Origin of the sequence: Maribacter sp. 2-571, assembly GCF_050589625.1 — a bacterium.
GTDB lineage: Bacteria > Bacteroidota > Bacteroidia > Flavobacteriales > Flavobacteriaceae > Pelagihabitans.
The window spans coordinates 1-23,234 of the sequence record NZ_JBNGOP010000006.1; the positions used below are offsets into that span (position 1 = coordinate 1).

The 23,234-nt window shown below is 41.6% G+C and carries 20 protein-coding genes and 2 tRNA genes; 21 read left to right on the top strand and 1 reads right to left on the bottom strand.

All coding sequences use genetic code 11. The annotated features are described in order from the left end of the window. Positions 1–876: 876 nt before the first annotated feature. The 21 genes from mutS to ACRD7P_RS06105 all read left to right on the top strand — a co-directional run bounded on the left by mutS (position 877) and on the right by ACRD7P_RS06105 (position 21,248). Positions 877–3,459 carry a DNA mismatch repair protein MutS gene (gene mutS, locus ACRD7P_RS06005; protein ID WP_430906795.1) on the top strand — a complete coding sequence of 861 codons (2,583 nt, stop codon included), beginning with the start codon at positions 877–879 and terminating at the stop codon, positions 3,457–3,459. Positions 3,460–3,615: 156 nt separating this feature from the next. Then, positions 3,616–3,690, top strand: a tRNA-Gly gene (locus tag ACRD7P_RS06010). Positions 3,691–3,803: 113 nt separating this feature from the next. Further along, positions 3,804–3,887: transfer RNA gene (locus tag ACRD7P_RS06015), tRNA-Leu, on the top strand. A gap of 353 nt (positions 3,888–4,240) precedes the next feature. After that, complete coding sequence (locus ACRD7P_RS06020) at positions 4,241–4,756, top strand: hypothetical protein (RefSeq protein WP_430906617.1); 516 nt, start codon at positions 4,241–4,243, stop codon at positions 4,754–4,756. A gap of 279 nt (positions 4,757–5,035) precedes the next feature. After that, complete coding sequence (locus ACRD7P_RS06025) at positions 5,036–5,767, top strand: alpha/beta hydrolase (protein WP_430906618.1); 732 nt, start codon at positions 5,036–5,038, stop codon at positions 5,765–5,767. Positions 5,768–6,002: 235 nt separating this feature from the next. After that, entirely contained in the window at positions 6,003–6,434 is a 432-nt protein-coding gene (locus ACRD7P_RS06030; protein WP_430906619.1) for a hypothetical protein, read from the top strand. 355 nt (positions 6,435–6,789) lie between these two features. After that, entirely contained in the window at positions 6,790–7,191 is a 402-nt protein-coding gene (locus ACRD7P_RS06035; protein WP_430906620.1) for a hypothetical protein, read from the top strand. A 2-nt stretch (positions 7,192–7,193) separates the two neighbouring features. Then, entirely contained in the window at positions 7,194–7,598 is a 405-nt protein-coding gene (locus ACRD7P_RS06040) for a hypothetical protein (RefSeq protein ID WP_430906621.1), read from the top strand. A 1-nt stretch (position 7,599) separates the two neighbouring features. Then, entirely contained in the window at positions 7,600–8,397 is a 798-nt protein-coding gene (locus tag ACRD7P_RS06045; RefSeq protein ID WP_430906623.1) for an RNA polymerase sigma factor, read from the top strand. A 176-nt stretch (positions 8,398–8,573) separates the two neighbouring features. Then, a complete protein-coding gene (locus ACRD7P_RS06050) occupies positions 8,574–9,041 on the top strand; it encodes a hypothetical protein (protein WP_430906624.1) in 468 nt (155 codons plus the stop codon). Between the two features lie 135 nt (positions 9,042–9,176). Continuing rightward, positions 9,177–9,596 (top strand): hypothetical protein, encoded by a 420-nt coding sequence (locus tag ACRD7P_RS06055; RefSeq protein WP_430906626.1) that lies wholly within the window; start codon positions 9,177–9,179, stop codon positions 9,594–9,596. Between the two features lie 265 nt (positions 9,597–9,861). Next, positions 9,862–10,362: a hypothetical protein gene (locus ACRD7P_RS06060; RefSeq protein ID WP_430906628.1), complete on the top strand. Its 501-nt coding sequence runs from the start codon at positions 9,862–9,864 to the stop codon at positions 10,360–10,362. 223 nt (positions 10,363–10,585) lie between these two features. Further along, positions 10,586–11,053 (top strand): hypothetical protein, encoded by a 468-nt coding sequence (locus ACRD7P_RS06065; RefSeq protein ID WP_430906629.1) that lies wholly within the window; start codon positions 10,586–10,588, stop codon positions 11,051–11,053. Positions 11,054–11,327: 274 nt separating this feature from the next. Next, positions 11,328–12,047, top strand: coding sequence for an SMI1/KNR4 family protein (locus tag ACRD7P_RS06070; RefSeq protein ID WP_430906630.1), 720 nt, complete (start codon positions 11,328–11,330; stop codon positions 12,045–12,047). 428 nt (positions 12,048–12,475) lie between these two features. Then, positions 12,476–13,444 (top strand): alpha/beta hydrolase family esterase, encoded by a 969-nt coding sequence (locus tag ACRD7P_RS06075; protein ID WP_430906631.1) that lies wholly within the window; start codon positions 12,476–12,478, stop codon positions 13,442–13,444. 553 nt (positions 13,445–13,997) lie between these two features. After that, a complete protein-coding gene (locus ACRD7P_RS06080; protein ID WP_430906632.1) occupies positions 13,998–14,975 on the top strand; it encodes a TolB family protein in 978 nt (325 codons plus the stop codon). 298 nt (positions 14,976–15,273) lie between these two features. Then, a complete protein-coding gene (locus ACRD7P_RS06085; protein ID WP_430906634.1) occupies positions 15,274–16,167 on the top strand; it encodes a sugar phosphate isomerase/epimerase family protein in 894 nt (297 codons plus the stop codon). Between the two features lie 135 nt (positions 16,168–16,302). Further along, positions 16,303–17,631: a WG repeat-containing protein gene (locus tag ACRD7P_RS06090; protein WP_430906636.1), complete on the top strand. Its 1,329-nt coding sequence runs from the start codon at positions 16,303–16,305 to the stop codon at positions 17,629–17,631. 180 nt (positions 17,632–17,811) lie between these two features. After that, positions 17,812–19,077, top strand: a complete 1,266-nt coding sequence (locus ACRD7P_RS06095; protein WP_430906637.1) for a PQQ-binding-like beta-propeller repeat protein — start codon at positions 17,812–17,814, stop codon at positions 19,075–19,077. 249 nt (positions 19,078–19,326) lie between these two features. Continuing rightward, positions 19,327–19,962 carry a SanA/YdcF family protein gene (locus tag ACRD7P_RS06100; RefSeq protein WP_430906639.1) on the top strand — a complete coding sequence of 212 codons (636 nt, stop codon included), beginning with the start codon at positions 19,327–19,329 and terminating at the stop codon, positions 19,960–19,962. 32 nt (positions 19,963–19,994) lie between these two features. Continuing rightward, positions 19,995–21,248: an NRAMP family divalent metal transporter gene (locus tag ACRD7P_RS06105; RefSeq protein ID WP_430906641.1), complete on the top strand. Its 1,254-nt coding sequence runs from the start codon at positions 19,995–19,997 to the stop codon at positions 21,246–21,248. 46 nt (positions 21,249–21,294) lie between these two features. On the opposite strand, the gene ACRD7P_RS06110 is transcribed toward ACRD7P_RS06105, so the two are convergent. Next, entirely contained in the window at positions 21,295–23,232 is a 1,938-nt protein-coding gene (locus ACRD7P_RS06110) for an OmpA family protein (protein WP_430906642.1), read from the bottom strand. Positions 23,233–23,234: the final 2 nt, after the last annotated feature.

Below are 23,234 nucleotides of genomic sequence, written 5' to 3' on the forward strand. Positions count from 1 at the left end.
AATCAAAGAACGGCCGTAACTTGTATATTTTTAAGGTCTTTACAAAGATTACTATTACATTAACCGGACACTATTGAGTACAAAGTAATGAGTAATCAGTTGTTCGTTTGTGTTTGATTTTTGAATTTGAACTTGACACTTGACACTTGAACTTGACACTTGAACTTGAATTTGTCTTTTCTCCTTGCTCCTTCAGCGAAGCGGTCCTTTTTCAATGAACAGTGAATGGATGGCAGTTTGTAGTGGTAAGTAAAAAGTATATGGTGGCGAAGTTTGAATTTGATATTTGAATTTGACACTTGTACTTGTCTTTTGTCTTTGTTCTTTCAGCGCAGCGGTCTTTCATCCTTCAGCAAAGCGGTCCTTTTTCAATCAACAATTAGCAATGAACAATGAGTGATTGGTAAAAGTAATTAGTGGTGTATTCTTCTAACTTTGGATTTGGATTTGGATTTGAGTTTGACATTTGAGTTTTAACTTGACACTTGAACCTTCCCCACGGTCCTCGACAGGCTCGGACTGACAGAACGTTCGTCATTTGGCGGTACGGCCAAAAAGAAATCCAACTGTCAGGCTGTCGAAGCGCTTTCGAAAGCGTTACTGACCAATACCATTTTGTATTTGCATTCGACGTAGGTGTTTGCGTTTGTGTTTGTGTTTGTGTTTGTGTTTGTGTTTGTGTTTGTGTTTGTGTTTGATTTTTGTATTTGCTTTTGAACTTGACACTTGAACTTCCAAAAGTTATCCCCATTGTATCAACAATGTTGTTGTTTCGGTGTCAAAAACGGTATTTTCGGTTTTTATTTTTCTTGCAGTATAAATCGTTTTTGAATCGCCTTGGGAAAATCAGCAAAAAAAAAGAAGGTCACCCCTTTGATGCAGCAGTACAACACCATCAAAACAAAGTATCCTGATGCCTTGTTGTTGTTTCGGGTCGGGGATTTTTACGAAACCTTCGGGGAGGATGCGGTAAAGGCGGCCAAAATATTGGGCATCATTTTGACCCACCGGAACAACGGTGGCGACAGGACCGAATTGGCAGGCTTTCCCCATCATTCGCTCAACACCTATTTACCAAAATTGGTAAAGGCCGGGCAACGGGTCGCCATTTGCGACCAGTTGGAAGACCCCAAAATGACCAAAACGATCGTAAAAAGAGGGGTGACGGAACTCGTTACTCCCGGAGTGGCCCTGAACGACGACATTCTTCAGGCCAAATCGAACAACTTTCTATGTGCGGTACATTTTGGAAGGTCTATTTTGGGCATATCGTTCGTTGATATTTCAACCGGCGAGTTTCTTACCGCTGAAGGAAGTCCGGAGCAATTGGATAAATTGCTCCAAAATTTTGGACCGAACGAAGTACTGGTATCCAAGCACCACAAAAAGGATTTTTTAAGTACGTTCGGCCACCAGTTCCATACCTTTTTTGTGGAGGATTGGGTCTTTCAGGACGACTATGCCCGGGAAACGCTCATGAGCCATTTTAAGACCGGCTCTTTAAAAGGGTTTGGCATCGATCATTTACATTTGGGAATTGTCGCCTGTGGGGTTGTACTCCATTACCTTTCCGAAACGCAGCACCGACAATTGCACCATATTGCAAGGGTGCAACGAATAGCGGAAGAGGAATATGTTTGGATGGACCGCTTTACCATCCGAAACCTGGAGCTCTATCATTCGACCAATACCAACGCCGTAACGCTTTTGGATGTTATCGATAAAACACGCTCCCCCATGGGAGGGCGGCTCTTAAAACGATGGTTGGCCCTACCCCTTAAAAAAACGGCCAAGATCAAACTGCGACATCAGGCGGTAGCCTATTTGACCGAAACACCGGAAAGTCTTCAAAAATTATTTCAGGGAATCGGACAGATGGGCGACCTGGAACGCCTCATTTCCAAAGTGGCCACGGGCAAGATCAACCCTAAAGAAACGGTACTGCTCAAAAATTCCCTAGAGGCCGTAACACCCATAAAAACACATACCGCAGCAACAGGGAACGCTTCATTGGTACTGCTTTCCGACCAACTCCATTCCTGTGAGGCCTTGCGTTCCAAGATTTCGGAAATGTTGGATGAAGCGGCACCTGTACAAATCCCCAAAGGAAAAACGATTGCCGAAGGCTACTCCGCCGAACTGGACGAGTTGCGACAGCTCGCCTTCTCCGGAAAGGATTATTTGGACAAGATGCTACAGCGGGAAACCGAGCGCACCGGCATAAGTTCCCTTAAAATTGCCTCGAACAACGTATTCGGATATTATATTGAGGTACGGAACACCCATAGGGACAAGGTTCCGGAGGAATGGATACGCAAACAGACCCTGGTAAACGCGGAGCGTTACATTACGGAAGAACTAAAAGAGTACGAAGCTAAAATTTTGGGTGCCGAAGAACGTATCTTAAGTTTGGAACAACAGCTTTTTTCGCAACTGGTGGTGTGGATGCAAGAATATATCGCCCCGGTACAGAAAAATGCACATGTCATCGCCCAACTCGATTGCTTGGCGGGATTCGCACAATTGGCCAACGAAAACAACTATGTGGCACCGACCATGAACGATTCTACAAAAATAGATATCAAGAACGGTCGCCATCCGGTAATCGAAAAGCAATTGCCTATCGGGGAGGCCTATATTGCCAACGATGTATTGCTCGATCGGGACGAACAGCAGATCATTATGATCACGGGGCCCAACATGAGTGGTAAATCGGCCATTTTACGGCAAACGGCATTGATCGTGCTATTGGCGCAAATGGGGAGCTTTATTCCTGCCGATGCAGCGGATATCGGCTATGTGGATAAAATTTTCACTCGTGTCGGGGCCAGTGATAATATTTCCATGGGGGAATCGACCTTTATGGTTGAAATGAACGAGACCGCTTCCATCTTGAACAACCTCAGTGAACGAAGTTTGGTATTGCTGGACGAAATCGGGCGCGGTACCAGCACCTATGACGGTATTTCCATTGCGTGGGCCATTTCGGAATACTTGCACGAGCACCCGGCCAGGGCCAAAACCTTGTTCGCCACACATTACCATGAACTCAATGACATGGAAGGGACTTTTGAGCGCATTAAAAACTACAATGTTTCGGTAAAGGAACTGAAAGACAATGTTCTTTTTCTTCGAAAGCTCACCCCAGGGGGCAGTGCCCACAGTTTTGGTATCCATGTAGCGAAAATGGCGGGTATGCCGCAACAGGTTATCCGAAAAGCCAACAGAATGCTGCAAAAACTGGAACAATCGCATTCCAATGAAGAATTGACCGAAAAACTGCAATCGGCACAGAACGAAATGCAATTGAGCTTTTTTAATTTGGACGACCCCTTATTGGAACGGATAAAGGAAGACATCACCCATTTGGATATCGATACCTTAACACCGGTGGAGGCGCTTATGAAGCTGAACGAGATCAAACGCTTGCTCAGCAAAAACAAAAAGGCCAGTAGCTAATATCAGAAATGGTATAAGGTCGGCCGCGCCCAAAACCGTCATGAAATTGTTAAGGCCGCTTTTTTAGCGAAAATTGCTTTGCCTTTTAGAGAAATGTATTAAATTTGTCACCGCGTTCGACAAGAACGATGTTCTTTTAAAATTTTCAGTACCTATGCGAAAGTAGCTCAGGGGTAGAGCATCACCTTGCCAAGGTGGGGGTCGAGGGTTCGAATCCCTTTTTTCGCTCCAAAAAAACGCTGCATGTCGGCGTTTTTTTTCGTTCATACCGTAACCAAGTTGCGCGTTGTATTGCCGTGGAACCGCTAATGCACTCTTTGTGTTAGAAACGTTTTGGCAGTAAGGCTCGAGTGGTGGAATTGGTAGACACGTTGGACTTAAAATCCAATGGCCTTTGGGCCGTGCGGGTTCAAGTCCCGCCTCGAGTACAAAGAAGATAGCCGAGGTAAAACCTCGGCTTTTTCATTTCCAAAAAAGGTTGTCATCTGCCCCTAATAGCTATAACACGGTGCCCCTTACTACCGAAAAGAAAAATCTATAGTATCAACCAGCTTCATTCGATAATTGAAAAATTTTGTGGGATTTTCTGAACCGAACCATAACTAAACCTTTGTGAGCCCACCGCGCATTTTAACCTAAACGTTAGATACGACCAAGCAGATCCGCTATAGTTCAGACTTCTAACGGCTCGGCTCTTTCCTGAAATTGATTATATTTAAGCTAGCTTGATTTCTTGGCCCCAAATCACGACCAAACCGTTAAGTGACATAAAAAATAAACGATGGATGTATTAAAGTTAGCTACGGAATGGGCAAAATCAGAAGTCTTCTCAACACGTTTCTTCATCTTTTTTGCCGTATTGTTTTTAATCGCAAGCACCGGATTTTGGCAGTTGGCCAAAACAGATTTGGCCAAGGCATATATTATTCCAACATTGGTAGCAGGTTTATTGCTTATGTCAATTGGACTAGGTTTGTTTTACACCAACAAGTCAAGAATCACCCAATTTGAAAAAGCATACCATACCAATGCAACCAGTTTCTTTTCGTCAGAAATTGAACGTTCGGAAAGTACTTTAAAAGAATACACTGTTGTATTTAAGGTAGTACCAAGCCTAATTATTGTGGCGGCATTATTGATCCTGTTTATAAATACACCAACTTGGCGTGCAATTAGTATTACATCAATTGCTTTGTTGACCGTTATTCTGTTAGTTGACGGAACTGCATATTCAAGAATTGAATCCTACAATAAAGAATTGAAATTGATCGCTATAGAAAATGAAACCAAAAAGTAACCGCACACAATAAAGATGGCTGTACTTTAGCGCGCTCCTATCTACGACAAAAAAATTCTATATTTTACCTGCATTATTGGATAAGCGATACCCCGAAGCGTCTAGACTACCGAATTTCCCAAACCGAAGTCATGGTCAAACAGTTGTATCACCTTGAGTTAAATTGAAATCGATAAAGCGGCTATTTTAGTATTGATTTAGCTTTTAAAAAACTGGCAAATCCTACCTATCCCTCATTTTCAAGAGTTGGAATGGGAATCACGCTTTGAATATGAATTTATGAAAAAACGGAATATTTTTAGACTGATATGGTTTGGTATTGTTACGTTATTTTTTGTTTGGCAGGGAACTACCTATCAGTCCAGAAATTTACCAGAAAATACCTTCGATAACAATGGTGAAATTACTATCGAAGAATCGGGTGATGAAATAGTGTTTTTATCAAAAAATTCAAATTATAAAAATCAGGTGATTTTTTTTCAGGGTGGATTGACGGACCCTAAAGCCTATGCACCGCTTTGCCGAAAGATAGCGGAAAACGGATTTACCTGTCATCTCATCAAAATGGATTGGAGAATGCCGCAATGGGACTATAAAAAAATTGAGACTATGTTCAATTTAAAAAATAGAAATTATATCCTTGGCGGACATTCGCAGGGAGCAAAAATGGCATCTCAATTCGTTTATGAAAATCCCGAATTGATGAAAGGGCTTTTCTTATTGGGCACCTCACATCCCAGAGATTTTGATTTATCGAACAGAATTTTGCCGACCATAAAACTTTATGCGGAATTGGACGGATTAGCCAGTGTTTCAGAAGTTATGGAAAATAAAAACAAGCTGCCAAAAAACTCCTATTTAACAGAAATAAAAGGCGGAAATCACTCTCAATTTGGCTATTTGGGTAAATTATTGACAGATGGGACCGCGGAAATCGATTTAACCGAACAACAGCATGTAACCGCAGAAAAATTAATCGAATTTTTTAATGATATTGAGGTTATAAAATGAACCCATTTAGACTTTTTATACTCAAGGATGCTTCGAGAAGCCATTTAAAACCCTGTTGAAGACTTTTTTAAGTTTCTTGGAGGATAACGACAGGAAAAGAAAGGGCGGTAAAGGGTAATTTTCTAGCCAATTAAAAAAATCTAAACAAGTTCACTAAATAAAAATCGGTTACAAAACGAAAAATTATGCAGAAAGCAGTTACCTTTAATATCCTATACTATAGCACCTAATTATCATGATTATGACACTGAAATTCACTTTGCTCTTTTTAGTAATGTGTGCTACTTCATTTAGCCAAAATATAAACGAACTTGAATTAACGGGAACTTGGAAAGTTGAAGATGTGACAACTAACTTCTCAAACGTATCTAAAGAGCAGCAACAATACATTGACACGCTAAAAGCCGCCTTCAATGATGCTACATTTGAATTTAAAAAGGACGGACACTTCAACATTGATATTGACTTAGAGGACATTAGTCAGCAAATGAAGAACGCTTTTTGGAGGTTTGACCCTTCGAAATTAAAAGTTACCGTTGTAGACTGGACAGAAAAAGAAGCGGACAAACCGTCCTGGGAATGGCCCATAACCATTTCGAAAACGGAAGAAAAAACGCTGTTTCTTTTAATGGAGTCACAATTCAACCTTCAAGTGACAAAAAACTAGCGAACACGCGGGTTGCAATTCATTTGACCGGATGGCTATCCCAATTCGAAAACTCTCCGAATTTCCCTTTCACGTGTTCAATTTAGCCGCCTCAGGTGTCAGCTTAGAAACCTATGGAAAAACACGTTAACCGTTAATAAAAAGACCGAAAAGGCATATGAATAGCTACGAAATCGGTTTCGCGACTGTGAACAATAAACGTTGACCATTATCCAGGGAAAATCAAAAGTCTTGCCGTCCCCTCTTTTCACATCGCCAGCAGTCCGCAAAAGAAAAAAACGCAAATTTCCGTCACACCGGTAATTCCAATACTGTCTAAACAAGTAGAACATAAACACTTAAAAAGACAAAATTCATGGAAACGGTATTACGAAACATTATAACCTTATCGGTAACGCTACACTGCCCATATGACAGAGCATTTGAATACTTGGCTACGCCTATAAACCAAAAAGAATGGGCAATTCATTTTTTCCGGGATATTGAAGAAATTGATGGAAAAACTATTGCCGTTTTACCTTTCGGCAAGCTTCCCATGCACATAAAATCAGATTATAAAACCGGAATTTTAGACATCCATCTAGGAGAAGGCAAACCGATCCATACCCGCCTGATCGAAATCGACAGCAATACGAATGTCTATAATTTCACGCTTGCCCGGCCAAAAGGTATGCCCGATGACGTATGGAAAAACAAAGCCTTACCCGACATGCAGGACGAATTGAACATACTCAAACGAATACTAGAAGAAAAATAGTCATGAAAAAATTTACTTTAAGCGTAATTCTTGGTTTTATTGTGAACAATGTGGTCGCGACCCTGGTTGCCCTGTTTGTTCTAAACCCGCTTTTAAACCCGATGTTCAAAGGCACCCTCCGAACCGCAGAAGATGGGTTGGAAATGCCCTCCCTTTTAAGCGGATATTTTATGCTAACGGTGTTGATGGTAATTGGTTACAAGTACTTTGCTTTGGATGCCAGATGGATAAAAAAAGGGATCGGTTGGGGGCTTTTGATCGGTGGAGCTACTTTTTTGGCAGGTCATTTGATCATTGCGGGTTGGGCGGCAATTCCACCAAAGCCCATGTTCATATCCGGAATTTTGGACATCTTGGCCACGGTCGCAACAGGAATAACAATAGCCTATATTTATAGAAATGAATAACGTGGAAACACTTGTAAAAAAGGCGGTAACGGGAGATAAAAAAGCCCTGGAAGAAGTAGTGGTACAGATCCAAGACTTGATCTATAATTTGGCCGTCAGAATGCTTTGGCACCCCGATGATGCCAAAGACGCTACCCAGGATATTCTGATAAAGGTAATTACCAATTTGAGTAGTTTTAACCATAAAAGTGCTTTTACCACTTGGGTCTATAGTCTTTCGACCAACACCCTGATCAATTTCAAAAAGAAAAAGATTACGAATTCGGTTCGTTTCAACGAATATGAAATACAGTTAAGGCAAGGGCTTTCCGAATCGATCGATTACACGAATAACAAAGCAGAACAGAACTTATTGATTCAAGAAGCAAAAATTGGCTGTTCCAACGGAATGTTGCAATGTTTAAATCATGAGAGTCGTTTGACCTATATTATCGGAGAGATTTTGGAGTTCAATAGCGCCGAAGGAGCGGCAATTTTTGAAATCACCCCGGAAAATTTTAGAAAAAGACTATCCCGTTCAAAAAAGAACCTGCACAATTTCCTAAACAGAAACTGTGGAATCGTAAACGCCAAAAATCCATGTCGGTGTCGTAAAAAAGTAGACAGTTCCATTAAAAAGGGGTTGATACTACCGGACCATTTGCTCTTCACAACAAACCTTAAAAACACCTCCCTGATCGATGCGATCGAGAAAATTCAAAATGAAGTATCATTATATCGCACAAACCCTGAATACAATGCGCCAGAATCACTCTTAATGGAAGTGAAAAGGATAATAACCACTTCCAAAAACGTATAAAAACATGGGTGATTTTAATGAAAGAAATTAAAGAGCATCAGAAAACAAATGTCTTTCAAAACATAAAGTACTATGGATAGCAATCCTCTACCGCCCCTACATAAGACCTTCAAAATATTTTGACACAACCATTTCCTATAAATTGTATCTAAAGTACAGACAGGTACAACAAAATCATGAAAAACGCTATTTTACTATTGTCCTTAAGCGTAATTGTCACCTCTTGTTCAAATGAGGATAACAACATCATCCTAAACGAACAGAATTTTTTGATTTTTGGACATTTCTTCGGTGAATGCTCTGGAGAGGATTGTGTGGAAACTTTTAAGCTGACCGATAGCAAATTGTTTGAAGATACCATTGACGATTATTCGGGACAAAATTTGGAATTCATCGAATTGGAAAATGACACGTTTGACCAAGTCAAAAATTTAGTCGCCTTTTTTCCGAATCAACTTCTAACTGAAAGGGAAACCGTGTTTGGATGTCCGGATTGTACGGATGGTGGTGGTTTGTTTGTTCAATATTCGGAAAATGAAAATGCAAAAAGCTGGAGAATTGACTTGGATAAAGGTAATGTACCTACTTATTTACACCCTTTCATAGACAAGGTCAATGAAAAGATTGATTTGATAAATAAATGAAACGGCTAATAAGGATTTTACAGATTGTAATCCCTTTCTCTTAAATTTATTATATTCCAATGACGCCATCGTTTATGGTAATTTTACGCAACCGTTTTTGAATTTGTTCACCTATTGCTATATAACTTGAAAATTATGGATGTAAAAAAAATGGGGCTGTTACTGATTTTGAGCGTGTGCCTTTTCACAAACTGTAACAGCGATGCTGATTCAGATCAAACTGAAACGCTAAATGGGGTTTGGAACCTGAAAAATGTACGTGGCGGCCTACAAGGCATAAATATTGATTATAGTTTAGGTGATGTTGTTTGGAATTTTGATCTGGAAAATACCACTTTAGTTGTCGAGAACACTATTGTTACAACCGGACCAGAAGATGTTTACGCCGGGCTGGACAGCGGAACATATAACATTCAAATTGTCCAAAATAACGAAACCGAAATCCTTTTTATAGATGATGTAGAAAGAGGTGTCATCGTTCTAATGAATGGCACTACTTTAAAAATTGACGATGATTTGGCCGCAGATGGGTTCACAACCGAATTTGAACGATAAAACTGCGGCAGAAATGCCTCCTGCAAAAGTGCAAATACAGTCTTTCGAAGTCAACCGGTATTTTCTCTTTCCGTTCAATCCCATTTTGTGTAAAGCGTACTCCCATACTGTTCACGATCAAAACTATAATAACATTGCCTACATTATTATGGTCGTTCACGAAAACGAAATACCTGTTTTGCACGGTGTTTTATCGAAAGTTCACTAAATTCAATCCGTATACCATACAAACGATATCATTTATGGTAATTCAAGAAGAATGTATATGACAAAGGTATTTGTATTACTACTGTTTGTTTCATTTTACAAGGTTTCTTTTTCACAAGAAAACAAGGAAAAGTGTAACATTGAACCCTTTGAGGTGTTCACTGAGGACAATGATGATTTTTCAAATATCAGGGCCGACCCACAAGGAACTATCATTTTAAAACTCAATAACAAACATAGTTATGGCTATATGCTTAATGTCATTGACATGAAAGACGGTTGGATGAAAATCAATACAGTTACGGGAGTCGACGGAATTGACATATCCAATTTTGAAGGGTGGATCCATAACTCTATCGTAGGGGCAACGGTAACCCACGATGTAAGGGTGTACGACAAACCCAATAGTAAAAACATGGTAGGTGAATTGATAGGGGAACAGCACACCTTTAAAATAAAAGAAGCGTACTGCGAATGGATTAAAATAGAATGTAAAAGCCTTGTCGGCTGGGTCAAATCAGAACAAATTTGCGGAAATCCTGTTACCACTTGCCCATAATACCTATCGCCAATAACAGCTCTAGTAACCCAATTACGGAATTATCCGTTAGGTAAATTTCACCCTAGTATCGCATCATTGGAAACCTTCTGAATGCCCATTTCCCATCCGAAATACGGTGGAACCGCTATTTGAAATTCCAAAAAAACACATTTCAGGCAACCTGTATCCAAAAACAAACGTCTTTCCATAAGAATGATAAACTTTAATTGTCGATCAAACCATGGAATCACTACAGAATATTGGAAAAAAGGAGTTGAATAATACCGTTGCAGTTGTAAATCCCCCTAAATGGAGATTGCACATTATGCGAGGATTATTTTTTCTGAACTTCATCAGTTTAGCATTTGACAATTGGGCAACAATTCTTTTCCCAATAGAGCAAATGGATACGTTAACGGGAGTTAGCATAAGTTTTTGGGCCGCTTTTTCATTATTGAACTTATTGGGAGTAAGGTTTCCTTTAAAAATGATTCCAATACTTTTATTACAACTGCTATACAAAAGCGCCTGGATTATCGGAACCTATTTACCCGCTCTAAAAAACAGCGCCTTGGATACTAGCTTAGAATCATTTTTACGTGTTTGTATTGCCGGAATAGTTCTAAACCTATTGATAATTCCTTGGGGTTATGTTTACAAATACTATTTGAAAGGTTTTTTCAAATTAAACCAAAACAATCGTTCTTAACGATGAACGCATTTAGACGTTTTAGGCTGAAGCGACCCTAATGGCTTCGGAAAGTCATTTTTAGGATTTTTGAATACTTTTATGAGTTTCACAGCGGGCTACAAGGGGAAAAGATAAAAAAGGGGTAACGGGGCAATTTTTCAGCCTCCCGACAGTTCGGGGGAAAAAGTCTAAACGAAATCTCCGCAAAAAGGGTTGTAATAAACAGTTCTGCTGATGGCGCAAGCTAAAACAATACGGGCCGTAGGCTGCATGCAAAGGTTTGTGTATTTTTATGAAGACAGAAAAATCATCGCCCCATACCGCTCATGATCCAACTTGGAAACAAAAATTTCCTAACTTGGATATTCATCGCCGCCAAACTAACGACGATAATTCGGACAAAATGCTAGAAATAAAAGAAAAATCAGAAATCATCGTTCCTTTTCAAAAAATCGGTGATGCACAGTGGTCGGAAAAAACAGAATATATCATAACCGAATTTGCCGATAATTGGAACAACAAACCCAAGGTTCCCATTTCACAAGAAGCGATCGAAGCTTTGGAAAAAAAACTCCAAACAGAGCTACCCATCCCATTAAAATTATTTTACGCAAAATTTGGTATTGCTAAAATCGGGGAACAGTTACAGGGTTTAAATGAAATGGGTTGGGTCGGGGATATTTGGAAAGACGCACCACAATATGGACCTGATTTCAGCAAAGAGGATAAGGAGGTTTTACCATTTCTTGTTTCTTTTAGTGACTACTTAGGAAATGGAAATATGTTTTGTTTTCATAGTAAAACGCATGAAATCTATTATTTCGATCACGATACAAAACCTTATATCTCCAAACTTTTTAGTAACGCGAGCGATTATCTAAAAGGTTGTTTAATTTCCTGCCAATCCGATTTGTTCCATCCAGAAACAGGACAGGAAAAGGTTGAAGCATGGTGTGAGGAAATATTGAACGAATTGTTCGGAGAAGCTGTTATTCGTAAATGGAAGTATTAAAAAAACCTAGTCTGCCATATCCCTTGGCAACCCTTGCCAAATTGTTTTTGGAAAGACGATATTTACCAATTACTGCGCTATCCTTGAAATTATCGCTTCCTCAAGTCTGAAGAACGCTTGCCACTGAAAGGTAGGTACACGCAAAAAAGAACTTCAAAAACACCTCTATAAAATTCTAATGAAAGTATTGGGGCCTTACGCTTAAACAATTTTGAAGAAACCGGGTATGAAGACCGCAGGAATGTACTAGCGCTGGTGTAACGCCAGCGAGAAAAAACCCCTAATATCCCCCTATCTAAAACTTTTCCCGTAAAACTATTGCAAAACCGCAACTCGGAGCCATTGGTCGTTGTATCAGGGCCTCAGACCAATAAAAAGGTCCAAACAGCGTTTTTATGGTATAGTGATCATAACCAAAAACACTACCTATGAAAGTAGCTGTCGTTTATGTGTTGCTGCTACTCACTTTAGGATGCAGCTCAAACGAAACCTTCGACCCGGGGACCGATTCCGCTTCCGAACAAGGATTGTTCGAAAACAGGGCCATATCAATTTCCGGAGAAACCAGAACGTATCACTTGTACCTTCCAGAAAATCCGCTCAACGCTCCTGTCGTTATGCTCTTGCATGGAAACAAAAGTAACAATGATGAAATTCTAGGACTGACGAACGTTACCGCGCCCTACAAAATTTGGCTCAATATCGCGGAGCAAGAAAACATCATACTCGTTGTACCCAACGGTTCCAAAGGTAGCACCGGTGATAACGGCTGGAATGATTGTAGAAGCGACTCGCAAGGCAACCCCACTTCCAACGACGTGCTCTTTGCCAGCACTTTAATTGATTTTGTTTTAACCGAATATCAAGCCAATCCAGATAGGGTTTTCGTCATGGGCACATCGAACGGTGGTCAGATGGCCTTTCGGCTGGCCCAGGAATTGCCCGAAAAACTTACGGCATTTGCGGCTATAGCCGCGGCAAAACCACTGAATACAAAATGTGCAAATGGGACCACTCCTATTTCCGCCCTTATTGTAAACGGAACAGCAGACCCTATTCTTCCCTATGAAGGTGGGACCATGTTAGGTAATCGCGGTGAAGTACATTCCGCAGCGGAAACAGTCCAGTATTGGATAAATAGAAATAGCACCGAAACAACACCAATAACAAGTGCCATTGAAGATACCGATACCACTGATAATTGTACGATAACCAAATACCTGTACCACAATGGCACCAATAACACGGAGGTAGCCTTTTACGAGGTGCTTGGCGGCGGGCATACCGAACCTAGCAAGGCAGAACGCTATGGCAGTCTGTTCAAATTGGCGGTAAAAGAGCAAAATGGCGATATAGAGATAGCCCATGAAGTCTGGAAATTTTTTGACCGTAAATAATTATAAGCCATTCCCCCCTAAAAATCAAAGCCCCAACCATGCAGAGCGCAGGGTAAGCCTTGGAAACTACCTAGAAAGAACTTTGGGATGGAAAGGCCCATAAACCCAATATCTGTAGAACGAACAACCCTTTTTTAGTATCCCGAATTCCAAAATCAAAATTTATTTTGAGTTAAAATTTCCATGGAGCACCGCAAGAACACAATGCCCTTCATCTTTATAACAACAGCGCTATAGTGAAAGAATTTTGAAAAAAGGGCTTTATGTGAAGTGATTGGAAAACGGCCACCGATTACCAAAAGTTTCGGAAGCGGAATTAAAAATGTGTCATAAGGTAACGCGGAACTGTCACAATGTAAAGCGTTTGATTGCGTTAAGAAGGTAGGCGATAGCGGAATGGGCAAAATCCAATTTTGTAAATACTTGAACATTGCCGGGAACGGAACTGTAACAAGAACAATGCCTTTTACACCTAAGAAAATTTCATTACTACAGTTCCAAGGCAGGTCTATCGGGCCCGGAACCTTCGTCGGTAATTTTAAAATTGCGCGCCATGCATAAAACAGTTATACTCTCAATACTGATTTTTTGTTCGATATCATGTAAAAAAGAGGATGATACGCCTGCTACTCCGCAAGAAGCCATACTGTATTACAGTACTAAAGAAACGTTCGATGCGCCTTGGCAAATTTCAAAAGAGAACCTAACAACGGGCGAAACATCCACCGTTACCAACGATCCTTTTCATAACTATTGGTGGGTATCGGCCTCGCCCGACAACCGACAATTACTACTACTAAGAAGCCCTGTTACCAGCCTGATCGATCAATTTGATTACGAAAATTGCGAGATGATAAAATGCGATTCGGATGGGAAGAACCAAAAAGTAATTATAGCCGACAATCAATACGATTGGTTCGCATTTGGAAATCCGTACTGGCATCCAAACGGGGACCGTATATTGATGATCGCACAAGAATCAAATGCTACGGCACCCTTTTTCACATATACCGTGGATACCAATGGAAACGATCCACAACAAATTATAAATCAATATAGTATTGATGCCCATTGGAACAAAGAAGGGGACAAAATTGCCTTTATTGGTATAGCTGAAGAAGGTTTTATAGACGTTACCAGTTTTGAAGTGTTCAGTTGTAACTATGACGCCAAGGCAAATAGCGTTTCCACCATAATACAGTTAACATCCGATGATACCCGAAACCACGACCCTTGTTTTTCGCCCGACGGTTCCGAAATAGCATTTTCGGCAAGTAATGCGGACCTTACAAATGCTGATTTGGTCAGCATTGATGTCTTGGGAAACAACAGAACGGAATTGATTAACGACAATGGAATTCATGGGGGACCATTACATTGGGGCGAAGACGATAAAATTTACAATCATAGCATCTATATCGGAACCTCTAATTTTACCGTAAACGTCTTTAACACCCTTAACAATACCAACGAAACCATACTCTCATCTTCTACGGCCGCTTACATTTCTCCCTTCTGCGTCCAACAATAGAGATTGTATGGCCCCAATGGTTGGAGCGGTGGCCTTAAACAGCGCATAAATTAGGATTTGAACATCCCGACCGGATCTTAAATACGTTGTAAAAGTAAATTGGATACAATTGAGCTCTTTTTCAAAAATCGATGCAAAAGGAGGATTCACAAGTTCACCCCAAAGCTATTTTTACTAGAAACCATACGGAGCGCTTTCCATTTAGGGCTATAAGGGGAGTTCGCATGTTGGTAATCGCGAACGGTACTTCTTGAAAACCAGTGGCTAAAATTCCACAATTCCGTTGTACCTTTCAATCATGAAGCGAAGTACCTTTTTAAAAAAAAGTGGCGCGTTGGCCGTTGCGGGCATGCTCCCATTGACCTCTTTTTCAATGCACGAACGTTCTAACTACAAAATGGGCTATCAATTGTTTTCCATACGGGACGAAATGGCAAAAAATCCGTTGGACACCTTGCGCTATTTAAAAGGGTTAGGGTATCGAGACTTCGAACTTTACGGCTTTGACGAGGAAAAAGGCACCTACTATGGATACCCCGCTACCGAATTGAAACAAATTTTGGACGATCTTGGCCTTACCATAAGTAGTGGACACTACGGTTTTTCCCCTTATTTGAAAAAGTCTGACGAAGCCCTCGAACGCTTTGTTGACCAGTGTATTATCGCCGCTCAAAAATTGGGAAGCAAATACATTGTTTGGCCCTGGATCGCTCCCGAACAACGCACCATAGATAACTTTAAGGTAATGGCGAAAAAACTCAACCATATTGGGGAGCGGGTTACCAAAGCGGGATTGGGTTTTGCCTACCACAACCACGGGTTTGAATTTTTGGAACAAAATGGCGAAAATGGTTTCGACATTATTGTCAATGATACCGACGTTGACCTGGTGAAATTGCAGATAGACATGTATTGGGTGATGCACTCCTCAAAGTTTACCCCTAAGGAACTCGTACAAAAACAGCCCGGTCGGTATACCATGTGGCACATAAAGGACATGGATAAGGTTTCCAGAGACTATACCGAGCTGGGCAATGGTTCCCTAAACTACCGAGAACTGCTTCCTGACCCCCAAGAATCAGGTTTGGAACATTACTTTATCGAACAGGGCGGAAATTTTTCCCATAGCTCAAAAACAAGCGCGGCGGAAAGCGCGGCCTATTTTCAAAAACATCTCCAAAAGTTGATCTAACGAACACAGTTGATATATCATAACAAGGTCAAAAAAACCTTTGTTAATCGGCAAAACATTATTTTTGAAGCGGAATCAAAACGGCATGGGCTAACCAAGTTTGAAAACTGGAAAACAACAAACAGTCAATGTGCCATGCTGAACCCATTAAAATCGTATTATATGAGCCAAATGGTAAAACAAAAATTGAACACGTTTGTACTTTTACTAGTACTGAGCTGCAGTAGCAATTTGGTCTCTCAGACCAAGGTAGACGGACTACTATCGATAAATGAATTTTATGGAAAGGTCGTAAGCGCTTTCGATGGCACCTATTTCTGGGTCAAACACAATGGCAAGTATGACATCTATGATAAAAGCGGACAGCAAATTCAAAGCGGGATTCCCGTAAAAAATCAAATAGATGTACGAAACTACCAAAATACATTTGCTGTTCGAAACGGTATTCTGATTTCGTACGACTCCTCCAAATTTGGGGAACGATTTATATCGCTAAAAGAGAAAAAACAACTTGGTGGGGATCATATCTATTCCACCATTATCCCTTATGATAACGGTACTTATTTTGCCATCAAGGAATTGGACAAACAATTTGGGAAGATGTCCGAGCACCTATATTTGGATGAAAACCTGAACGTTATCTACAAAATAAAGGAATCCCATATTAAAGCGATACAAGAAAAAAGTAGAAGTATTTTAACATCCGAAGACCAAAAAAGGCGCCTTTTTGGAAGTGCCAATGAAGGCTTCATCAAACACTATGACCCCACAACCAAAACGTTCGGGTTTATAAACACAAAAGGAGAAACCGTAATACCTCACGCCTATAAAGCGGTAGGGGATTTTTCAGAAGGGTTGGCCTTTTTTCGGAACGAAGAAAACCTATACGGCTTTATCAACAACAACGGAGAAACCGTAATACCTGCCAAATACAGCAAACAGCCCTACTCCTTTTTTAATGATCGGGCACGGGTACTTTCCAAAGACGGATACTGGGGCTTTATCAATGGGAAGGACCAACTGGTTATTGATGCTACCTATAAATTTGCCACCAACTTTTATAAAAACCACGCCTTGGTCCGTACAGATCAATTCTCCTCCATATTATTGATCGACACTGACGGAAACGTAATTCATGCGTTCGATAAAAACCTAAAAATCGATTTTCAAGAACAGGCCAATATCCATCAGACCCTTGGCCTGAACGCGGAGTATTTTACCCACATCAATCCCGTGCTCAAACAATTGGTCGATTTTGGAAAGGGCATTTTTACTTTTAAGAACAAAAGCGGTTTGGTGGACAGTAAGGGAAACGTGGTCCTCGATTTTAATTACAAGTCCCTTAAAGACTATAACAACGGTTTGATGCTCGCCATTATCACCACCGAAAACAACAAAGAAAAACACGGACTGATCAACGAACAGGGAACGTTTGTCGTAACGGTAGGCCAATCAAAATTCTGACGAAGGCAACAAAAGCGATACCAACCTTAACTTTTAATTTGACCTCAACAATTTACTGCACAAAAGCCTGTTATAACACTGACCCTATTTCTTGAGTAGTTCGAACCCCAAAAAGGCGTTTCCCCTTTTTGCTAGCGGCCACACAAAGCGTAAAAAACGACCGACCCAATAGTTAAAAAAATGAATAGAACGAGATTCCACTTTGCCTACTACATCCTAATGTTGTTCACGAGCGTTACCCTAATGGGACAAGAGATAGAAAGTACCATTGACGACGGTAGCTCCAATGAATATAGCAACGACCAGGTTCCCACTTCCATTGAAGAAATTGTACAAAATACCGCTTACAAACCGATAACGGGCCAAGAAAAGGTGGCCTCCGATTGCCTTATCCTTCTGAAAAACGATGGTTCGTTGGCCGCTTACGAGCTTGAAACGCTATCCCATAAATGGGATTTAAGCTTCGATGATGGTGCCTACAATAAAATGGACAACCATTTCAGAATCGAAAATGCTATTTTATATACCCTAAGTACCCAAAGGGAATTTTTGGCGGTCGATGTCAATACCGGCGAAAAATACTGGAAAACCGAGATTGGCCAACAGAAAGAAATTACAAAAAGATATGTGACCGACGGGCAACGATTGCCGATTAAAGGGTCGCTCATCTACGTCGCTTCGAACAATACCCAACTGTACGCGTTCGACAAACGCAACGGAAGTTTGGTCTGGAACTACAAACTACAGTTTCCGTACAACAATTATTCCCCGGTCATAAACGATGACTATCTGTTGATCTCCAATGCGCCATGGGTGTATTGCTTTGATGCAAGAACCGGTCAGGCCATTTGGCAAAGAGGTTTTGGAAACGTACCCATGTATGCGCAGCTACAAATTGATGCTGAAAAGGCATTTACCGCAAGTGAAAGAAACAAGATCTATGCGCTGGACATTGCGAACAATGCCGCCATTGACTGGGAATATGAAACCGAACACGATTCTCCCAGAATTAAGGAGAACACCTTATTACAAAATGGTGTTTATTACTTTGCCGCCCGAAAGAACGGTGACGACCCGGCCACTGTTACCGCCCTGAACACTGCGGACGGACAAGTGGTATGGAAAACCGTTTTGGAAAATGATGGAGAGGAGATCGACACTTTTTATGCCTATAACGACCTCATAGTAGGCTCCACGGACGCAGCCGAAAACGGTTTTTTCATCATAGATGCAAAAAATGGCGAACAATGGAAAATAGAAAGCCCGAAGGAAAAGGTCTTATCCAATATTTTTGGTATGGGCGACGAACTGTATTTTATAACCGAAAACTTCTTGGTGTCCTTTAATCTGGAAAGAAAGAAATTCGATTATCGTGCCTTCGAATTCGACGATCAAGGGAAAGACAGCTTCAGCCTTCATTTTGAAATTGCAAAGGCCGAAAAATGACCGACGGCGGACCTTGTTTAAAATTTCGCAAAACGGTTCCTGAACAGGAACCGTTTTACATTTAACGGCCGTATCCTTTTGTACCGACATAGAACTCCCCTATGTTAATGCAGGAATTCGTTTTCATCAATAAAAAGGTGGTTGCCCTAACATCAAAACGGGCGTTATACTTTTTAAAAAGATATCCTACAACGCTAAAATAGCCATTAGGTATTCCCAACCTGAGCAGGAAGAATTATCTTTAGGGCAATGAGAAAAAAGTATTTCCGAATATTGGCACTGGTTTTGGCGGCATTCCTAATGCTCTTGGTGTTATGCAACTATACCATCTACCGCGCGGCCAAGGGAAAGACCTTTTCTGAAATCGAAGCTATTCCAAAGAACCGGGTCGGACTTGTTTTGGGAACATCAAAAAAATTGACCAACGGCAGGCCCAATGCCTATTATACCAATCGTATTACCGCTACCGTAGCCCTTTATAAATCCGGAAAAATAAATTTTGTATTGGTAAGCGGGGATAACGGCACCGTGTATTACAATGAACCGACCACTATAAAAAAAGACCTTGTAAAGCGGGGTATTCCAGCGGATAAGGTTTATCTGGACTATGCCGGTTTTCGAACGTTGGATTCCATGGTAAGGGCCAAGGAAGTATTCGGTTTGACCGAAGTGACCATTATATCCCAAAAATTCCATAACGAACGGGCCATTTATTTGGCCGAAAAAAAGGGGCTTTCCGCAATCGGTTTTAATGCAAAGGACATTAGCACCCATCACGGACTTAAAGTACAGGTAAGGGAATATTTTGCACGGGTAAAGGTGTTTTTGGATCTGTTGTTCAACACCCAGCCCAAGTTTTATGGGGATAAGATCGACATCAAGTAACGTAAGGGTAACGCTACCGTTAAAAACGGCCTATGTCTCAATTAAGATCGTTTTTTAAAAGTCTAGGACCTGGAATACTGTTTGCCAGTATGGCCATTGGCACCTCTCATTTGGTACTCTCTACCAAAGCCGGCGCACAATACGGTTGGATCATGATCATACCCATTGTGCTCGCAAACGTTTTTAAATATCCCTTTTTCGAATTTGGCGTACGGTATACCCATATTACCGACAAAACATTGATCGAGGGGTACCGCAACCGCGGCAAGGGGTATTTATGGTTTTACGCGGGCATTACCTTGGTCACTACCTTCACCATATTGGCCGCCCTTTATACGGTTACGGCCGGTCTTTTTATCAACCTCTTCAAATTGCCCGGGGATCTTACCGCCACCGTAGCGTTGGGGCTGTTCGGTTTTATCGGTCTTTTGCTCATCATCGGACGCTATACCTTTCTGGAAACATCCTTAAAGTTCGTCATATCCATACTATTTTTGGCGCTGGTGGCCACTACGGCCCTGGTAGTGCTAAAAGGAAAAGTAATGGCCGAACCCGATTTTAGTCCGCCCCCATTGTTCAATGAAGTAGGCGTTCTTTTTTTGATCGGCCTTATGGGGTGGATGCCCACCACGGTAGAAGCCTCCAGTTGGGTCAGTTTATGGAGTATCGAAAAATGGAAAACCGGTTCCGGAAAACCGACCTTACGGCAGTCGATCCGCGAATTCAATATGGGCTACATCCTTACCGGGATCCTGGCGGTCTTTTTTATGATTATCGGCTGGTTCACCCTCTACGGGACCCAAACGCAGTTGAGTGGTAAGGCAGTGGTTTTCGCCGATCAACTGGTAAGCCTTTTTACCGTTCATATTGGTTCTTGGGCCTATATTTTAATAGCTATTTCCGCCTTTGCCACTATGTTCAGTACCTGCATGACCGCTCACGATGCCATATCGAGGGTGAGTTTGGATAGTATCGCCCTGCTTTTCCCGAAAAGCAAACTCCCATCAAAAAAATACGCCTTTGCCGTTATGGTGCTCCTTCTTGCAATGATCAACTTTATGGTGGTCTCGGCCTTCGCCGCGAACATGAAACAACTGGTGGACCTGGCGACCTTTGTATCTTTCGTGGTAGCGCCGATAATCGGTTATATGAACCTTAAAAACGTAATGAGCGAAGAGCTGCCCGTAGCCAACAGGCCCAAAAAATGGTTGCAAATGCTCACCTACGCCGGTATCGTAGTGCTTTCCCTATTTTCATTGCTGTATTTCTATATGGTCCTTTTTTGAGCGTCGTGAAGCATGGCATTGAAAAAGGTACGACCAATGGGTTCTGCTATTGTTCCAGCACCTCTAAATTTTCGACAACGAAAAGCGTACGGGCGTTTTGAGCATGTAAAAAGTCGAGACAATATACTCCGTTGGTACAATTGTTCAATATTTTTTGCTCCCCGTAGCCAGTGGCCCGAAGGATATTTTGTGCCGCTACCCCTTGTGATCTGAGGTATTGCTGTATTGCCGTAGCCCTCGATTGGGACAGGCGTTTATTGGTAGTTGTACTGCCCCTGCTATCGGTATGTGTTTCGATCCGTAATTGCAATTTCGGAAAGGCCTTCATGGTCTGTGCCACTTTATCCAATTCCCCTGCTATCGTGCCCGTAATTTGGCTCTTCCCTTTGGCGAACACAAAATTATCGATTTTCAGCACGGTCTTCCCTTCCTTTTCCTCGATCAATTCGCTTAGCACCGCCAAACCGATATTCAAGGGTCCTTGCTGAATTTTTTCTAGCGACTCCGCGGTGTAGGTTTCATAAAACCGGGAATGCTTGGGTTTGGTCATTTTGAGCGAAACCCCGTCACGATAAGGCACTTCCAACTGATAGCTACCATCGGCCCTGCTATACACTTCCTTTATTAACGCCCCTTTGCCGTCCAACAATTGTACGGATACGTCGGGAATTCCATCGTCGGTTTTCGATTGTACAATGGTCCCGCGGAACAACAAGGTTTTAAGACCGGGGCTTTTTTCCGTTCGAAAACCATAGATGTCATCGTTGCCCATACCCCCTTTTCGATTCGAAGAAAAATATCCCCGAAATCCGCCCGATTCGGTCGACCGTAGAATAAAGCCGAAATCGTCCGCCGGTGAGTTGATTCCTTTACCCAAATTGATCGGGGTACTATAGCTCCCGTCGGACTGTAAAATAGATTTGTACACATCCATACCTCCGAGACCATAGAAAATATCGGAAGAGAAATAAAAACTATCCTCCAAAAAATAAGGGGCGATCTCATTTCCGGGCGTATTGATCCTAGGTCCCAGATTAATGGGCTCGGACATGATCTGTAAATTGTTGGTCTCTACATAATACAGGTCCGTACCCCCATAACCATCGGGGAAATCGGCAGCAAAGTACAACCTTCCCGACGACTCATGATAGAAAGGGTAGTAAAACGAGGTACCCAAATCTTTTAATAGAAAACGGAAGAAACCATTATCGTAGGACATCCCTATCGCCAACGCGTTTTTCCCTTTTTCGTTAAAGGCGAGCTCGCCATCTTTCTCATTGGAAAGAACATAAAAGAGACGGTCGAATTCCTCGGAATAATGTGGTGTCGCCTTATGAAATTTGGACGGTGGAACGCCTTCAAAAGGGTTCGGGTTCAATGCCCTTCCACTGTTTCCGATAGCGGACACATAAATATCGATATAGGATTCGCCGGTTGGCCCGTATACTTTTTTGGACTTCGCCTTTCTGCTGCTACTGAACAACAGTTTATCCCGATAAAAACTGGGCGCAAAATCTGCTTGGGGACTATTGCCACCGATATCGAAAACCGTATAGCTATCGGGGTCGGAAACCTCCGACTCCAGCAGTTCAAAGTTGAAGGCGGCGTTTTCGATCAGCTCGTTCGCCAAGCTTCCACTCTTTGATTTTAAAAAGGCCTTTACCCGTTCGGGCTCCGAAACCTTGGCCAGGCCCTGTAGCATTTTATTAAAACGACTATCCGACATGATGGTATCGTTCTTATAGATATCGAGATAGAGTTTTACCGCTTTTGTATAGTCTTTGGTAATAAAGTAGGAATCGGCCAAGTTCAAAAATTGGTGATTGGTCATTATTGCCCCACGTTGCATTTGCTTTTGATACTCCTTAATGGCCTCTTCATAGGCATAAGCATAAAAATACTTGTCCCCATTGTTTCGGAACTCCTGTCCCCGCGTTAGGAGCGCAGAACATAGAATGAACAGTATACTGATTTGTATGCGCATAA

Excerpts from the sequence above, each read along its gene's own strand:
- ACRD7P_RS06070 (WP_430906630.1), top strand. The coding sequence starts at position 11,328 with ATGAAGACAGAAAAATCATCGCCCCATACCGCTCATGATCCAACTTGG.
- ACRD7P_RS06110 (WP_430906642.1), bottom strand. The coding sequence starts at position 23,232 with ATGCGCATACAAATCAGTATACTGTTCATTCTATGTTCTGCGCTCCTA.
- ACRD7P_RS06030 (WP_430906619.1), top strand. The coding sequence starts at position 6,003 with ATGATTATGACACTGAAATTCACTTTGCTCTTTTTAGTAATGTGTGCT.
- ACRD7P_RS06085 (WP_430906634.1), top strand. The coding sequence starts at position 15,274 with ATGAAGCGAAGTACCTTTTTAAAAAAAAGTGGCGCGTTGGCCGTTGCG.
- ACRD7P_RS06080 (WP_430906632.1), top strand. The coding sequence starts at position 13,998 with ATGCATAAAACAGTTATACTCTCAATACTGATTTTTTGTTCGATATCA.
- ACRD7P_RS06105 (WP_430906641.1), top strand. The coding sequence starts at position 19,995 with ATGTCTCAATTAAGATCGTTTTTTAAAAGTCTAGGACCTGGAATACTG.
- ACRD7P_RS06060 (WP_430906628.1), top strand. The coding sequence starts at position 9,862 with ATGACAAAGGTATTTGTATTACTACTGTTTGTTTCATTTTACAAGGTT.
- ACRD7P_RS06025 (WP_430906618.1), top strand. The coding sequence starts at position 5,036 with ATGAAAAAACGGAATATTTTTAGACTGATATGGTTTGGTATTGTTACG.
- ACRD7P_RS06090 (WP_430906636.1), top strand. The coding sequence starts at position 16,303 with ATGCTGAACCCATTAAAATCGTATTATATGAGCCAAATGGTAAAACAA.
- ACRD7P_RS06095 (WP_430906637.1), top strand. The coding sequence starts at position 17,812 with ATGAATAGAACGAGATTCCACTTTGCCTACTACATCCTAATGTTGTTC.
- ACRD7P_RS06040 (WP_430906621.1), top strand. The coding sequence starts at position 7,194 with ATGAAAAAATTTACTTTAAGCGTAATTCTTGGTTTTATTGTGAACAAT.
- ACRD7P_RS06035 (WP_430906620.1), top strand. The coding sequence starts at position 6,790 with ATGGAAACGGTATTACGAAACATTATAACCTTATCGGTAACGCTACAC.
- ACRD7P_RS06065 (WP_430906629.1), top strand. The coding sequence starts at position 10,586 with ATGGAATCACTACAGAATATTGGAAAAAAGGAGTTGAATAATACCGTT.
- ACRD7P_RS06075 (WP_430906631.1), top strand. The coding sequence starts at position 12,476 with ATGAAAGTAGCTGTCGTTTATGTGTTGCTGCTACTCACTTTAGGATGC.
- mutS (WP_430906795.1), top strand. The coding sequence starts at position 877 with ATGCAGCAGTACAACACCATCAAAACAAAGTATCCTGATGCCTTGTTG.
- ACRD7P_RS06055 (WP_430906626.1), top strand. The coding sequence starts at position 9,177 with ATGGATGTAAAAAAAATGGGGCTGTTACTGATTTTGAGCGTGTGCCTT.
- ACRD7P_RS06020 (WP_430906617.1), top strand. The coding sequence starts at position 4,241 with ATGGATGTATTAAAGTTAGCTACGGAATGGGCAAAATCAGAAGTCTTC.
- ACRD7P_RS06050 (WP_430906624.1), top strand. The coding sequence starts at position 8,574 with ATGAAAAACGCTATTTTACTATTGTCCTTAAGCGTAATTGTCACCTCT.
- ACRD7P_RS06100 (WP_430906639.1), top strand. The coding sequence starts at position 19,327 with ATGAGAAAAAAGTATTTCCGAATATTGGCACTGGTTTTGGCGGCATTC.